Annotated in this window: 14 protein-coding genes; 8 read left to right on the top strand and 6 right to left on the bottom strand. The window is 50.7% G+C overall.

Going from position 1 to position 15,540, the window contains the following annotated elements:
- Positions 1-581 precede the first annotated feature (581 nt).
- Entirely contained in the window at positions 582-1,841 is a 1,260-nt protein-coding gene (locus tag BTA35_RS09950; protein WP_238377553.1) for a DEAD/DEAH box helicase, read from the top strand.
- Positions 1,842-2,488: 647 nt separating this feature from the next.
- Here the strand turns inward: BTA35_RS09950 and BTA35_RS09945 are convergent.
- The 6 genes from BTA35_RS09945 to BTA35_RS09920 all read right to left on the bottom strand — a co-directional run bounded on the left by BTA35_RS09945 (position 2,489) and on the right by BTA35_RS09920 (position 9,125).
- Positions 2,489-3,721, bottom strand: a complete 1,233-nt coding sequence (locus BTA35_RS09945) for a heme biosynthesis HemY N-terminal domain-containing protein (RefSeq protein ID WP_078319649.1) — start codon at positions 3,719-3,721, stop codon at positions 2,489-2,491.
- Positions 3,718-5,145: a uroporphyrinogen-III C-methyltransferase gene (locus BTA35_RS09940; protein WP_078319648.1), complete on the bottom strand. Its 1,428-nt coding sequence runs from the start codon at positions 5,143-5,145 to the stop codon at positions 3,718-3,720. The genes BTA35_RS09945 and BTA35_RS09940 overlap by 4 nt, the downstream gene beginning before the upstream one ends.
- 15 nt (positions 5,146-5,160) lie before the next feature.
- Positions 5,161-5,946 carry a uroporphyrinogen-III synthase gene (locus BTA35_RS09935; RefSeq protein WP_078319647.1) on the bottom strand — a complete coding sequence of 262 codons (786 nt, stop codon included), beginning with the start codon at positions 5,944-5,946 and terminating at the stop codon, positions 5,161-5,163.
- 122 nt (positions 5,947-6,068) lie between these two features.
- Positions 6,069-7,007 carry a hydroxymethylbilane synthase gene (gene hemC, locus BTA35_RS09930; RefSeq protein WP_078319646.1) on the bottom strand — a complete coding sequence of 313 codons (939 nt, stop codon included), beginning with the start codon at positions 7,005-7,007 and terminating at the stop codon, positions 6,069-6,071.
- A gap of 103 nt (positions 7,008-7,110) precedes the next feature.
- Complete coding sequence (locus tag BTA35_RS09925; protein ID WP_078319645.1) at positions 7,111-7,824, bottom strand: retron system putative HNH endonuclease; 714 nt, start codon at positions 7,822-7,824, stop codon at positions 7,111-7,113.
- Positions 7,821-9,125, bottom strand: a complete 1,305-nt coding sequence (locus tag BTA35_RS09920) for an AAA family ATPase (RefSeq protein WP_078319785.1) — start codon at positions 9,123-9,125, stop codon at positions 7,821-7,823. The genes BTA35_RS09925 and BTA35_RS09920 overlap by 4 nt, the downstream gene beginning before the upstream one ends.
- 203 nt (positions 9,126-9,328) lie before the next feature.
- Here BTA35_RS09920 and argH point away from each other — a divergent pair, with 203 nt between their 5' ends.
- The 7 genes from argH to BTA35_RS09885 all read left to right on the top strand — a co-directional run bounded on the left by argH (position 9,329) and on the right by BTA35_RS09885 (position 15,531).
- Positions 9,329-10,744, top strand: a complete 1,416-nt coding sequence (gene argH, locus BTA35_RS09915) for an argininosuccinate lyase (RefSeq protein WP_078319644.1) — start codon at positions 9,329-9,331, stop codon at positions 10,742-10,744.
- Between the two features lie 2 nt (positions 10,745-10,746).
- Positions 10,747-10,869 (top strand): LPS translocon maturation chaperone LptM, encoded by a 123-nt coding sequence (gene lptM / locus BTA35_RS09910; RefSeq protein WP_103989684.1) that lies wholly within the window; start codon positions 10,747-10,749, stop codon positions 10,867-10,869.
- Between the two features lie 96 nt (positions 10,870-10,965).
- The gene (lysA, locus tag BTA35_RS09905; protein ID WP_078319784.1) at positions 10,966-12,219 is read left to right on the top strand and encodes a diaminopimelate decarboxylase; all 1,254 of its coding nucleotides are present in this window, start codon (positions 10,966-10,968) and stop codon (positions 12,217-12,219) included.
- Positions 12,220-12,329: 110 nt separating this feature from the next.
- The gene (gene dapF / locus BTA35_RS09900) at positions 12,330-13,157 is read left to right on the top strand and encodes a diaminopimelate epimerase (RefSeq protein WP_078319642.1); all 828 of its coding nucleotides are present in this window, start codon (positions 12,330-12,332) and stop codon (positions 13,155-13,157) included.
- On the top strand, positions 13,154-13,852 hold the full coding sequence (locus BTA35_RS09895; RefSeq protein WP_078319641.1) for a DUF484 family protein: 699 nt from the start codon (positions 13,154-13,156) through the stop codon (positions 13,850-13,852). The genes dapF and BTA35_RS09895 overlap by 4 nt, the downstream gene beginning before the upstream one ends.
- Before the next feature lie 20 nt (positions 13,853-13,872).
- Positions 13,873-14,823 (top strand): tyrosine recombinase XerC, encoded by a 951-nt coding sequence (gene xerC / locus BTA35_RS09890; RefSeq protein ID WP_078319640.1) that lies wholly within the window; start codon positions 13,873-13,875, stop codon positions 14,821-14,823.
- Positions 14,824-14,832: 9 nt separating this feature from the next.
- Entirely contained in the window at positions 14,833-15,531 is a 699-nt protein-coding gene (locus tag BTA35_RS09885; protein ID WP_078319639.1) for an HAD family hydrolase, read from the top strand.
- The last annotated feature ends 9 nt before the right edge of the window (positions 15,532-15,540 follow it).

The raw sequence follows: 15,540 nt of genomic DNA, 5'->3' as shown, positions 1-15,540 counted from the left end.
TTATTAGGTAGGGCGGTACTGTATTTTCTATGGGTAATTACATTTTATGTAATTATTTCAATTAGTTAGATAAACCCTAAGGACGTAAGTACGCCTGTCATCATGGGGTAAGCTGTGCTTCCCGTCAATCGTGGCTTTGAGCGGGGTTGATCCGGATTCCGGGGGTAACTGCCAGGATCGGCTGTATTTACGTCATGGATGTTTGGCCGCCGAAATCTGCGGCGGTACAGATTTCGTCAACAAAGTCTGCTTTTTATATGGATGTGGTCTGTTTTTTTATCTGCCTGAGACGATGGCTGTGCTATGCTTCACGGCAATTGAAATAAGTAGTAATTAACAGAGTCCGAGTTTCATCGGGCTTCTGATCTCCTATCAAAAGCGTTAAAACTTCACCGGAATACTGATCCGTTTTTGTGCGATCTAACGCTTTGATTCTGAAAGTATTTTTGAGGTGTAATCTTTGTTTACCGAGCTTTCCCTGCATGAACGTCTGATGAAGGCGCTGGAAAAAATGTCATTTACTGAACCGACTCCGGTTCAGTCGAAAGCGATCCCCGCGGCGATGACAAAAAAAAGATCTGTTGGTCAGTGCAGAAACCGGTAGCGGTAAAACAGCAGCATTTTTATTGCCGATGTTGCATCAGTTTCTGGAAAACGCAGCCCCTAATTCTGGTGCAAGAGCACTGATTCTGGCGCCAACCCGTGAGTTGGTGCGTCAGATTTATAAGCATTTTACTGAGCTGTCAGCCTTCACTCATGTCAAGGCAACCTGGATTATTGGCGGTGAGACATTCAAGTTTCAGCGTGCCATGCTGCGTAAAAACCCGGAAATTATTATCGCTACGCCAGGCCGCATCCTGGAGCATCTTGAAAAGGATTCACTGGATCTGAATGATCTGGAATACCTGATTCTTGATGAAGCGGACCGCATGTTAGATATGGGGTTGAGCGAAGAGGTGCTGAAAATTGTCGACTTTTGCCGTAAAGAACGGCAAACCATGCTGTTTTCCGCAACCCTGAGTCGTAAAGGTATTCGTGATGTTGCCGACCGGGTACTGACTGAACCGGAAACCGTTATCGTTAATACGGTACGTGACCAGCATGAGAATATTACCCAGCAATATCTTCTGGCCGATGGTGTAAAACACAAAGATGCCATGGCGGTGCGACTGCTGCAGGACCGTGAGTATGAAAAAGCCCTGGTCTTTGTGAATAAGCGAGTTGATGCTGACCGGTTGGGCGGTTTTCTGCGCTATAAAGATCTGCGTGCTGGTGTTCTGCATGGAGAGTTGACACAGGACCAGCGTAATCATGTGATGAATCTGATGCGCCGTGGGCATATCGATGTGTTGGTCGCGACAGATGTCGCCGCCCGTGGTTTGGATATTTCCGGTATCGGGCTGGTTATCAATTACGATATGGCGCGCAAGGGTGACGATTATGTCCACCGTATTGGCCGAACCGGCCGTGCGGGTGAAACCGGCACGGCGGTTTCTATGGTCACTTCTTATGAGTGGAATCTGAAGGCTGCCATTGAGCGTTACATTCAGGTTCGCTTTGAAGAAGTTAAAGTTAAAGGTCTGGAAGGCAAATACAAAGGCCCGAAAGATGTGCGTGCTAATGGTAAAACGGTTGGTAAGAAAAAGCCTAAAACGGCTGCTGAAAAGAAAGCCCTGAAAGAAAAGAAAAAAGGGCAGGAGAAGAAAGCTCAGAAACGCCAACAGAAGAAATCTGCCGATGGGAGCGTGAAAAAACGTGTCGCTCCTGTTGAACGTAAAAGTGTTGGCTTTGGCATGATCCGCAAGCGCACAAGCACGGATTTTAAGCCAGAAGAAGATTAAGCACTGAAAACCGGAATATATAAAAGAAGGCAGCCGTTATCATCTTGATGCGGCTGTTTTTTTATGTCTTATGGATATCTTTCGGTACAGCCGCGGCCACATTTCTTATGGTGCTCAGCATGGTTATAGTGCAGATAAAAAAAATGCCCGGGGATGGGAGTCCTCCGGGCGAGACCGTGATTAGCTTGATGAGGAGATAAACCAGTAACAACGGGAACCTGAACCTGTTAAAACGTGGTTTAAATCGGCTTAGTGATTTGGCGAATCCTTAAGCTTGGGTAAATGATATTCGTTATCATCTGCGCTGTAAAGTCTTTTTGAGAATTATTTTCATTTAAAGCTTTGACCGGGTTGTCAGGTGGCCGCAACAGTCCCGGCTCCGGCGACATGGGTCAAAGTAAAAGTACAGATAAAAAAATGCCCGGAGAATGGGAGTTCTCCGGGCGAGACCGTGATTAGCTTGATGAGGAGATAAACCAGTAACAACGGGAACCTGAACCTGTTAAAACGTGGTTTAAATCGGCTTAGTGATTTGGCGAATCCTTAAGCTTGAGTAAATGATATTCGTTATCATCTTGGCTGTAAAGTCTTTTTGAGAATTATTTTCATTTACCTTCTCGGAGGTTGGTTTGTATCGACCTGCATCGCTAGCGTACCGTGTTTTTAGGCATAGGTAGACTGGGGAGGTGATAGCCCGCCAGATCCAGGCAGTAACGATAATAAGTACGGCTTTTGCTTGTACGCCCCATGGCGGAATAGAGTCGGCTAAGCTCTGCTGCAGTCGTTGCAAGAGGCTGCAGGCGGAAGCTCTCTTCCATAAAGTCTGCGCCTTTGCCCCACAGTTGATTACGTAAGGCCACGCGACCCGCCGTCAGATAAAGAGCGGCACTATCGCTGTGTTTGTTTAGCCATTGCTCAACTTGGTTCATTTGCTGACGGACATCGCCTTTTTCCAGCAGGCCATAAATAATCACCAGGTGTTCCTGCCAGTTCTGGCGCAGCTGCTCTGTGATAAAGCGCTCAAGCAAAATGTCTGCTTTACTCTCATGAAGTGCGCGGGCGTATGCCTCTGACAGAGGCTGTTCTTTTTTCAGCTCAGAAGGCAGTTCTTTCCAGATTTTCTGAATGGTTTCCAGGCAGGCATCATGGGGGAGGTTCTGGCTTTGCTCCAGCATCGCAAGGTGCAGACGTATCATCAGCTGCTTACCTTCAGCATCCGTCAGGATATCCTGTTTCAGCAGTTGTGGATAAAGCGTTTTTAATCCCTGCCAGTCTTCCAGCTTTTGGTAAACCTTGAGCAAGGTTTTCAGCACCCAGCGGTGACGGGGGTTTTTCTTCTGTAATCTCAGGAGCTGAGCGAGGCACTGCTCGTACTGACCGCGCTCCATCTGGAACTCAATCTGAGACAGGCTGACGGCGGTTTCTGCTCCGGGCGTAGTTTCCAGTGCTTCTTTTAATAGTTGGTCGCTTTGCTCGTAACGTCCCTGGGCGTGAGCTGCCCGTGCCGCCGCCAGATAGTTGATGACAGGGGCTCCTGAACGGGGAGCGGAACGTTTTAGCAGACGTTCTGCTTTTCGCCATTGCCCTTCGGCCATCAGAAGCAGGCCTTTTACTGTGGTTTTTAGGGCACGTTTATCTCTGCCTGAGCTGGAGAAAACGTTTATCGCCTTTAGGGGGTGACGAACACCTGATTGCAGCCGCATTAGCAGATGAAAACCCACAAGGGCTAAGCTGAACACAAGTGCACCGATCCAGAAGGACATTTCAATGGTGGTTTTACCCCAGCTGATCAGAATATATCCGGGGTCTTCCTGCATCAGAAGACCGGCAAACATGCCGCCAGCCAGTGCTAATATTGCAGCGATGTAGAGGCGTTTCATGAGCTGGGTGCCTCCGTTGTTGAGTTTTTAACAGCTCCGTTCACTTCGGGCGCTTTATTTTCTGGTGCAGTATCGGGAACTGAGCTGCTGAAGCGTTGTTTCTGCAAGTCCCGCAGGAGGTTTAGTGATGCTGATATATCCGGGCGTTGCTGACGAATACTCTGTTCGGAAAATGCTTTCAGAGTGCTTAATACACTTTGTGTTTGGGTGGCGCTCTGGTCGAAATGAGTGCTTACCCAGTCTATCGCTTGTTTGATCAGGGCACTGAACAGTGCCTGCTCTTCTTTTAGCAGGGCGATCTGGGCTTGCTGCAGGGTCAGACGTAGATTATGGCGCAGGTAGAGGCTCTCTTCAGGAGGAAGCAGAGGAGTGATTTTTTCATCACGATGCCGCACAACAATCAGTGTTTTGGCCTCATTCCATAGCGCTTGCCAGATATTCTGCTCCTGATTCTCTTCCAGTTGAGTCTGATGAAATGCACTGCGGCTTTCAGGGTCCATTGGCAGAGGAAGCTGTTGGATCTGAGTTTCCAGAGCGCTGAGTTTGAAATAGAGTCCGCTTTGGTCCAGTGTGTAGATGCTGTTAAGTGCTGCCAGCTCATTGGCAATCGCCTGACGAACAGCAAACAGTGCCGGGTTATCGGCTTTGGCAAGGCGTTCATCGGCGCTGGCCAAGAGTGTTTTGGCGCCGGTCAGGTCTCCTTCCAGTTGCAGGCGATGGTTTGCCAGACGTAAGAGATATTCCGCTTCTGCCTGTAGCCAGTCAGAAGGCTTTGGCCCCTGGCTGCTGGCAAAGGCACCAGCAAGTTCCTGAAGATGTTGTTGCTGCTGCTTCTGCTTTTCTTGCAGGCTACGGCTTTGCGCTTCCAGTTGCTGGGTTGTGACGGGAAGTGGCTGAAGGCTGTTCAGGCTCTGAACCTGGCGTTGCAACTGAGCTTCCAGCTGGTTGTTACGCTCGCTTAGTTGGGTTAGTGCCTGCGCGGTTTTTTCCTGCTGCTGCCAGAAGGTATAACCCGCCAGACCGGCAGCTCCCAGGGCAATAATCAGGGCGCTAAGAGCAATGACAGAGCCTTTTTTGTCTGATGTCCCGGCTTCCGCCCGAGGTTTTGCTGAGGATATTTCTGGTTTTTTGCTGGCGGTGGTTTTTTCTGCTGAAGCCGGCTTTGCCGTATCGGAAGCTGTGCCATCTACAGGAGCTGATTTGGCTTTTGCATCTTTAGCGCTCTCTGAGGTTGTGTGTCTTTCAGAGCTTTTCGCTTTATCTGCAGCTTTAACCGCTTCTTCATCCATTGCAGACTCAGAGGTGCTTTCACCGACCATAACAAAGCCAGGGCCCTGCTCCGTAGAGACTTCTTGCTCGGGCGAGTCATTAGAGGGCTGGTCGGCCGCTGTTGTGTCCGTGGTTTTATTCTCTTTATCGCTCATTGCATCGCCTCGTGCTTAGCGTTGACTGGCTATGGATTCCAGGGCGGCCTGTTGCCATGGACCACCGGCTCCTTTTGCCTGGATGATTTTTTTGAAGCCCATTGTACGGGCTTCTTGTCTCAGGCGGGGGCTGGAAACCAGTAAAAGGGTATTAAACAGGCCGGGCTCGGCTCCGGCTAAATGAACTAAATGGCTCAGGGCGTCCAGACTGCTGATCAGGATGGCATCAAAATACTCAGACTGAAGCAGCTCACGTTCAGCGCTCATAATAGACGGACAAACCCGTTTATAGAAAAAAAGTTCCTTAACCTGAGCACCCCGCTCTTCCAGTGTACTTTTTAGTAATGGGCGTCCGCCTTCACCTTTGCAGAGGAGAATCTTCTCTCCGGTGACGTTGGTCAAGGCAGGAAGCGTCAGCATCGCCTCGCTGTTATCCCCTTGTTCAGGGTAGACCACGGGCAGGCCGTAATCGTCCAGAATCGCGGCAGTGCCCGCGCCGGGCGTGACCCAGAGAACTTTGACGGGTGGCTGCGGCCAGTACTGGTCCAGTCGATCCAGAAACAGGTTGGCCGTCACCGGGCTAACACAGATCACTTTACTGTAAAGATCCAGATCCAGCAGCGTGCTGCGGTCTGCCGGGGTTTCTTCCAGAGCCTCTATCGCTAACAGTGGGATATGGTAAGGCTCAGCACCGGCTGCTTCCAGCTCCTGCATCAATAACGCTTCCTGCCCCTTGGGGCGGGTAACCGCGATCTTGAGGGGTTTCTGGTCCGAGTGCCTTAACAAGCGTTGGCTGTTCATGGGGTGCTGTCAGTCCTTGCGGCGCGAAATATTGATTGGGTCAGGATGCTCAGGTTAAAACCCGGCCAGAGAAGAGGCTGGCCGGGAATATTCAGTAGGCCGTTGAATCAGGCGCGGCTGCTTTAGGTTCGGTTGTAAACCTTGTCCAGAATCTCTTTTGCACCCTGTTCAATCAGCATTTCGGCGACGGCGACGCCCAGTGCTTCCGGGTCAGAAACCGGGCCGGTTTTCTCAGCGCGCAGTAATACGGTGCCATCGGGCTCTCCGACTAATGCCCGCAGGTGGATATTTTCACCGTTATCTACCAGCACGGCATAACCGCCGATAGGAACCTGGCAACCTCCTTCAAGATGGCAGTTCATGGCGCGCTCAGCGCGAACGGTGTTCCAGGTGTCTTCGTGTTTCAGTGGTTCCAGCAGTTTGATGATCTCGGCATCACCCTCACGGGTTTCGATACCCAGGGCACCCTGACCCACTGCGGGCAGGCTCATCTCCGGTGTCATCTCATGGCGGATGCGCTCGTCCAGCTCCATGCGCTGCAGACCAGAAGTGGCCAGCAGTATGGCATCATATTCGCCAGCATCCATTTTACCCATACGGGTCTGGATGTTACCACGCAGGCTTCTGACATCCAGATCCGGACGATTGGCGCGGGCTTGCAGCTCACGGCGCAGGCTGGATGTACCCAGAATGGCTCCCTGAGGCAGATCATCAAAGCTGGCGTATTTATTGGAAACAAAAGCATCTGTCGGTGCGTGACGTTCGCAGATCACCGGCAGCGCAAAGCCCTTTGGCAGCACCATAGGGACATCTTTCATGGAGTGTACCGCGATATCCGCCCGGCCTTCACTCATGGCCAGCTCAAGCTCTTTTACAAATAAGCCCTTGCCGCCAATTTTTGCCAAAGGTGTATCCAGAATTTTATCACCCTGGGTGCTCATCGGCACCAGCTCCACTGTCAGCTCCGGGTGAAGCGCCTCAAGGCGGGCCTGAATGTGTTCCGCCTGCCACATGGCCAGGGGGCTTTTACGGGTTGCGATACGGATAACTTGCTGACTCATGGAGATAGAAACTCTAATAAATGGGTTTGGGCTTTGCCCCTGAAATTTGTATTGATTCGATTCTACCAGAGGTAAGAGAGATTAGGGACTATAGGCCGGTAGATCACGGGTAGAGTTCAGGTGCTTCCTGTGTGATTAATTGGTCTCCTATTTTCATAAACCGTTGGCGGTTAGCGGTAAAAAAGGAGTCCAGCCTTTGGTTTCTGGGTAAGAGATAAATCGCGGCTAAGTTTTCAATGGAAAGCCTCTGATCGATATGCTCATCAATCAAGGTATCCAACTCATCTAGCCAACGTCTGCGCTCGGCAAGAAGATAGGGGCTGTTGAGATTCAGAAGGTTAATAGTGTATTGAGCCTTTTCTTTATCGCGTTCTGACAACGTACGTTTTGGCTCAATATAGCCGTTGGAAAGATAGGTAAAGTAATCGGCGCTGTTATCTATCAGGCCGGAGATAAAGAGTGCTGGGTCGAACTCACTACCTTTGTGATGGCCGCCAAAAATCGAAGCTTTATCCATAGCCTTTAAATCGGAGATTGCTAGAGCGCTCAGTACTAAGTTTTGGTAGTCAAACGTTCTTTTGGGAAAGCGGCTTTTGGGCTGAATATGCTCAATATGCACGCCTAGATGATGATGTTCAAGATTGATCTCAGAGTAGGCGCATAGCCCATATTGTTCATTCATCAGCAAATCGTTCAAGGCTGATTTGTGACCAAATGAACCCCAGCGGCTTTGTGCTTCTTGGTCTGTTGTCGGCGGTGTTTGATTGGCTTTTTCTAATGCATAGGGGCCACAAGATCCTTTTGTGATGCGTCTCATCCGTTAAGAGCCTCCTGACGTCTGATGCTTCTGCGGATTTTTCCCAGTTGAGGGTGGCGCTCATTAAGTCGAGCGCTGAGTTCTTCGAGTAGCTCATCTGCTCTAGGGCTCTTATATTCGCCCTGATCAACCAGTGAGGTTAATTCATCCAGCATCTTTTTTTCTGGCACTGGCGGTTGTGGATCAACCTGCATAATGGATTGCAGAATATCGCCACTGGGTTCGCCATAAGAAAATGCCAAAGGTTCAGAGGCGATAGTTTGTCCGGCGGCATTGTTGCCGATCAGGCGAATACACTCTTTAGGTACCGTTGAAAGCACCTGCGGGCTGTGCGTAGTAACAATAAACTGCACTTTTGGGAAGGCGGTTCTCAGTGAATGGATAACGGTTTGCTGCCACTCTGGATGCAGGTGCATATCCACTTCATCCAGCATCACAATGCCCTCTGTCTGCAGTGGAGCACCTACTCCCAAATGCGGATTAAGCTTTACACACCTCCAAGAGAGGTCAGCCGCCAAAGAGACCATCGCGCGGACGCCATCACTAAGCATACTAACGGGCAGTATCCCTAGTTCTTCATGTTGCATCGCCAATTCTTCGTGGCTCATGCTGTAGTGAAAGTTACTCCAACCAGCGGTTTCAAGTATCTTGTCGACGGTGTTTTTTACTGCTGTCAGCTGACTGGACAGATTGTAAGTTTCATAACCGCCCATCTCTCGTTGCTGAAGAGCAGCGTATGTTGCTTTCATCATCCATTGCTGCATTTGTTTGAAGTTTGATGCAGATGAAAGGCAATCCTCATAACCCATGGTGCGACTGGTTGATAAAACCGATTTACGACTGGCGTTTTTGTGCGTAATCCAAAGACGACCCGCACCGAAATAAGCCATAACAGGTAATGTTGCCTGTTCGAGCTCTCTTACTTTCTCCCCTAGCTGTTTGCCGTGATGAGTTAGAGATTCTGCATCTTTGACCGTTGTTCGACTTTTTAGACCATTCAGTTGTCGGCTGATTTTGAGGGCGGGATCAGTATAGGTGGCACTAACTTTTACAGGGAACTGTTGTTCATTATTAACACTGTTCGGCAGCCGCTTATAACGAGCGTCTTTGACTTCAATGTGTTTGGATCTGCCAAAATCAAATGCGCCAACAAACGTGCCCAAAGCGATACTGCAGGCGTCCAATAGTGAGGTCTTGCCCTGCCCGTTCTGGGCAATAATCACTGTGAGTTCAGGATGAAAGTCGATCTCCAGCGACTCAAAGCGTCTGAAATTTTCGATTCGCAGGTTTTCAATTTTCACCACTATTACTCCAAATTCATTCAGAACAGCACCTTAGCAAATTTTATAGCATTTGAATCATGGAATTAAATGAAGGTGCAGCGCTATCTGTTTATAATGCTGACAAAAGTTAGCTTATCTCTGTGGTCTGTTAAGGCGCGCTGGTGATTACCCGGCCAGTGCTTCAGACACTACAGACTGAGTCTCCGGTATGAGGAATGATAATGAGCGTTAAGCAAGAGAGCACGACACAGACAACGAACCAGCAATGGGGCGGCCGCTTCAATGAACCTACGGATGCTTTTGTAGCACGTTTTACCGCGTCCGTTGATTTTGACCAGCGTATGGCGAATCAGGATATTCAGGGCTCTGTCGCCCACGCGAAAATGCTGACTAAGGTTGGTGTGCTGACGGAAGAAGAGTGTGCACAGATTATTCAGGGGCTGACTGAGATCCGTGAAGAGATCGCCAACGGTGAATTCCAATGGTCTGTGGAGCTGGAAGATGTACACATGAACATCGAGGCTCGCTTAACGCAAAAGATCGGTATTACCGGAAAAAAACTGCATACGGGCCGCTCCCGTAACGATCAGGTAGCCACTGATATTCGTCTTTACCTGCGTGATGAGATCGATGTTATCAGTGCTGAGCTGAACCGCCTGCAGGAAGGTCTTCTGGGTCTGGCTGAAAAAGAAGCCGACACTATTATGCCGGGCTTTACTCATCTGCAAACAGCACAGCCGGTGACATTTGGTCATCACCTGATGGCGTGGTTTGAGATGCTGCATCGTGACTATGAGCGTCTGCAGGATTGCCGTAAACGGATCAATATTTTGCCTTTGGGTGCTGCGGCTCTGGCGGGTACGACCTATCCGATCGACCGCCATATGACCGCTGAACTGCTGGGTTTTGAACGTCCGACAGAGAACTCGCTGGATTCTGTCTCCGATCGTGATTTTGCCATTGAATTCTCTTCAGCGGCAAGCCTGATTATGATGCACCTGTCCCGTATGTCGGAAGAACTGGTGCTGTGGACTTCAGCGCAGTTTAACTTTATCAATCTGCCGGATCGGTTCTGCACCGGTTCTTCTATTATGCCTCAGAAGAAAAACCCGGATGTGCCGGAGCTGGTGCGAGGTAAGAGTGGTCGCGTTTTTGGTCATCTGTTCTCCCTGCTGACGCTGATGAAGTCTCAGCCGCTGGCGTACAACAAAGACAATCAGGAAGATAAAGAGCCGATCTTTGATGTAGTGGACACACTGCAGGGTTCGCTGCGCGCCTTTGCCGATATGATTCCGGCCATTGAGTCCCGTAAACAAGAGATGCGTGAAGCGGCGCTGCGTGGCTTCTCCACGGCAACGGATCTGGCGGATTATCTGGTGCGTAAGGGTATCGCTTTTCGTGATTCCCATGAGATTGTCGGTAAGTCTGTGGCCTACGGCATCGAAACCGGTAAAGACCTGGGTGAGATGACCCTTGAAGAGCTGCAGCAATTCTCTGATACCATCACCGAAGACGTCTTTGACGTTCTGACGCTGGAAGGTTCTGTCAGTGCCCGCAACCATATCGGTGGTACTGCTCCTGATCAGGTGCGTGCGGCGGTTAAACGCGGCCACGAAGCACTGGCGGCCCGTCGTTGATGATGTGTCGTTTTAAAGCGGTTCTGAGCCTGTGTCTGCTGACATTGGCTCTTGCAGGTTGTGGACAGAAAGGCCCGCTTTATCTGCCGGATGAAGCTGCTGCCAATAAGACACAGACCCGATAAAACTTATATTGTGCCGGATGCTGGTTTGACTGCATCCGGCACAGTTCAAATTTTCGGTATTTGCTGCGGGCAGATACCCACTTCGGTGAGACCGTTATGGATTTTTTTAACTATCAGGGTGATACCCTGTTTGCAGAAGATGTCGCTGTTAACCAGCTGGCGGAGCAGTATGGTACTCCGCTTTATGTCTATTCCCGCGCGACCCTTGAGCGCCACTACCGTGCTTATGATGAGGCTCTGGCGGGGCAGCCGCACCTGATCTGCTATGCGGTAAAAGCCAACTCAAATCTTGCAGTACTGAACGTGCTGGCCCGTCTGGGTGCTGGCTTTGATATTGTTTCGGTTGGTGAGCTGGAGCGTGTTCTGACTGCCGGTGGTGATCCTTCAAAGGTGATCTTCTCTGGTGTGGGTAAGCAAGCCCATGAGATGCGTCGGGCTTTGCAGGTAGGCATTAAATGTTTCAATGTGGAATCTGAAGCGGAGCTGGATCGTCTGAACGATGTTGCCGAATCCATGGGACTGCAGGCGAGCGTTTCCCTGAGGGTTAACCCTGATGTGGATGCTCAGACACACCCGTATATTTCCACCGGTCTGAAAGAGAATAAATTCGGCATCTCCATCGAGCGCGCTGAGGCTGTTTATCTGAAGGCCGCTGGCTTGCCAAACCTGAAAGTGGAGGGTGTTGATTGCCATATTGGTTCTCAGTTGACCCAGAGCGCGCCTTTCCTGGATGCATTAGATCGTCTGTTAGATCTGATCGCTAAGCTGGCTGAGCAGGGCATCCATATTAAACACCTGGATCTGGGTGGTGGCCTGGGCGTGCGCTATGACGATGAGACCCCGCCGGAGCCAAGCGAGTACGCGACAAAGGTTCTGGAGCGTTTGGGTGACAGCGATCTGATGTTGATTATGGAGCCGGGGCGCTCTATTGCGGCCAATGCCGGTATTTTGGTGACCCGGGTGGAGTACCTGAAACCAACGGAAGCGAAAGATTTTGCCATTGTCGATGCGGCTATGAATGATCTGTTGCGCCCGTCACTGTACAGTGCCTGGCAGAATATCATCCCGGTAGTGCAGCCTGGAGCAGATGCTAAAACATCCAATTACGATCTGGTTGGCCCAATCTGTGAAACCGGTGATTTTATCGGTAAAGATCGTGAACTTGCCCTGATGCAGGGTGATCTGCTGGCGGTTCGCTCTGCGGGTGCTTATGGTTTTGCCATGTCCTCCAACTACAATAGCCGTAATCGTGCTGCAGAAGTGATGGTGGATGGTGAGCAAAGTTTTCTGGTACGCCGCCGGGAAACCTTTGAGCAGCAAATTGCTGGTGAAACGGTACTCCCGGCCTGATTCATAATATCGTTAGCCTCGTTCCCACATTCTGCGTGGGAACGCTTATGTCGACTAAGCTACCCCGTAGTCACCCCTTGCCGTAGTCAGGGGCAACGAATAGGTTAAATATGCTTTTAAAATTTACCAAGATGCATGGGCTGGGCAATGACTTTATGGTGGTTGACCTTGTCTCGCAACGGGCGAAGATTTTCCCTGATCAGGTTCGTGAACTGGCGGATCGCAACTTTGGTATCGGCTTTGATCAGTTGCTGATTGTTGAACCGCCGACAGATCCGGATATGGATTTTAAATATCGTATTTTTAATGCCGATGGCAGCGAAGTGGAGCAGTGCGGTAACGGTGCCCGTTGCTTTGCCCGTTTTGTTTACGATAAACGCCTGACCAGCAAAAAGACCATCAATGTAGAAACCCGCGGCGGTAATATCCAGCTGAATCTGACAGATGATGGTGTCACTGTTGATATGGGGGTGCCGCACCTGCTTCCTGAGTCGATCCCTTTTATCGCTGATCAGCAGCAGGAGAAATATCTGCTTGAGGTTGAGGGTGACGCCTTTTCGATTGGTGCGGTTTCTATGGGTAACCCCCATGGTGTTTTACTCGTGGATGATGTGGATAATGCTCCGGTTGATAGCCTTGGCCCTAAAATTGAAAATCACGAACGTTTTCCTAATCGGGTGAATGTTGGCTTTATGCAGGTGGTTAGCCGCAATGAAGTCCGGTTAAGGGTTCATGAACGGGGCGCAGGGGAAACACTGGCCTGCGGAACCGGTGCCTGTGCCGCGGTTGTTGCAGGGCGTCTGCAAGGGTTGCTCGACGAAGTGGTAGATGTGCATCTTCCCGGTGGTACACTGAAAATCCAATGGGCCGGTGAGGGCAAACCTGTCATGATGACCGGCCCTACGGCACGGGTTTTTGAAGGACAAATCTACCTATGACACTCTCCAAAAGTGAGGCTGATGCCCAGGCGGTTGCTGAATATCTGAAAAAAAATCCGGATTTTTTCCAGACGCATGAAGCGCTTCTGATGGAACTAAGTCTGCCACACCCCAGCGGTCAGGCGGTGTCTCTTCTGGAGCGCCAGATGACACTGATGCGTGAACGTTTGGCTGAGCGTGAAGATCATCTGGAAGATCTTCTGGATACGGCGCGCCACAACGATATGCAGCTCTCACGGGTGCGGCGCATGATTCTGGCGCTGCTGGAGGTGGACGACCTGAATGATCTGGCCTCGACGCTTTCTGAGCAGCTGCGTAACAGCTTTGGCACAGGGCATAGCCGACTGGTTCTTACCGGAACAGGCAGTGCTGATGCTATCAATACGTCACAGCTGGTGAATACTTCGCAGCTTGTGACAGAAGTGGATAATAGTCTGACCGCCCTGATTCAGGCCCTGCTACAGAACAACCGGACGTTTTGTGGCCAGGTCTCCGCTGAACAGCTGGAGCAGCTGTTTGAACTGGGTATGGTTGCGGATGGCTCCGCTGCGGTGATTCCTCTGAATCAGGATGATGTTAAAGGTTACCTGCTGCTGGGCAGTGAAAACCCGGATTACTTCCGGTCGGAGATGGGGACTGAATTTGCAGCTTATGTTGCTGATGTTGTCGCCCGTTTGCTGCATCATCTGCGTTAATATTCAGGGCAGTTGCACGGATGGATAGCGAGACACCCGTCACTGACCCTCTGCTTGAACAGTTTCTGGCTGGTCTTGCCCGGCAACAGGGTTCAGCCCATACCCTGAATAACTACCGACGTGATCTTGAGCAGTTCCTCAGGCATCTTCTGGATACTGGCTTTCAGCCTGAATGGGGTTCCCTGAGCCGTAAACAGATACGGCATTACCTGGCTTGCCGTCATCAGCAGGGGTTGAGCCCGCGCTCTATTCAGCGACACCTCTCCAGCATCAGAAGTTTTCTGAATTTTTTACAGCAAGAGCGCCTTTTAAGTATCAATCCAGCGGATGGTCTGCGGGCCCCCAAAGCCGGGCAGCTATTGCCTAAGCCTGTGGATATTGATCAGCTACAAGGGCTTTTGGATCAGCCCAGAGGAGCAAAAGAGGGCGGCGCGTCTGTGATTGCGGTGCGGGATCAGGCGATACTTGAACTTCTTTATGGTTGTGGTTTGCGGCTGGCGGAGCTGGTTTCTCTGGATCTCAATGCTGTGGACTTTGCCCAGCAGCAGCTTCGGGTGATGGGTAAAGGCCGTAAAGAGCGTTTTTCTCCATTAGGCCGGAAGGCGGCTGTGGCGCTGAAAGCGTGGTTGTCGGTCAGAAGCCAGTGGTTAAAGGATGATCAGGAAGTTGCGGTTTTTATCAGTCAGAGAGGTTGTCGTATCACACCCGCAGCCGTTCAGCAGCGGGTTGCAAAAGCCGGGCAGGAGGCAGGAATAACGGATCGCCTGCACCCGCACCGTCTGAGGCACTCTTATGCGAGTCATCTTCTGGAATCCAGTGGCGACCTGCGCGGCGTGCAGGAGCTGCTCGGTCATGCCGATATCAGCAGCACACAGATTTATACCCGGCTGGATTATCAGCATCTGGCGCAGGTTTACGATAAAGCGCATCCCAGAGCACGACGCAAAAAGAATCAAAATAATGAAGGGTAAATACTGAAGATGAGCATAAAAGCGGTTGTTTTCGACCTGGATGATACTCTTTGGGATGTCAGCCCTGTGATTATTCGGGCTGAGAAAGCGCACTATCAATGGTTGAATCAGCATGCACCGAAACTGACAGCCCGCTTCACGGAGCGCGAATTGCGCGGTTATCGTATGAGCCTGGCCCATCGCCATCCTGAGCTGACTCATTTTGTTACCCGTTCAAGAATGCGGGCAATGGATGAGTGTTTACGGCTATCCGGCTATGAGGCCGAAGAAGCTGCAGAGTTGACGGAACAAGCTTTTGCCGTTTTCTGGCGTTTTCGTAACAGAGTTGAGCCCTTTCCCTATGCGTTCGAAGCTCTGGAGGGCTTAAAGCGGAACTACATCATTGGTGCATTAAGCAATGGTAATGCGGATGTATTTCAGACGCCCCTGGCTGAATGGTTTGATTTTGCTTTTAGTGCCGAAGGACTTTCCGTTGCGAAACCTGACGCAGGGGCTTTCCAGGCGGTGTTGGATCACCTGAAATGCACGCCTCAGGAGATACTCTTTGTGGGAGATAACCCGGAGCATGATATTGAGGGGGCTTACCGAATGGGCATGAGAACGCTCTGGGTACAGGTGAAGTCATCAGAGAAAGCACCGGCATTTTATGATGCCCGCATCAACTGCCTTAGTCAGCTGCATCAGGCGGTGACGCAGCTGGACCGATAGCCCGCTTCC

It is taken from the genome of Oceanospirillum linum, from assembly GCF_001995095.2.
In the GTDB taxonomy this organism is placed as follows: domain Bacteria; phylum Pseudomonadota; class Gammaproteobacteria; order Pseudomonadales; family Halomonadaceae; genus Oceanospirillum; species Oceanospirillum linum.
This window is presented reverse-complemented; position numbering and strand designations above follow the sequence as displayed.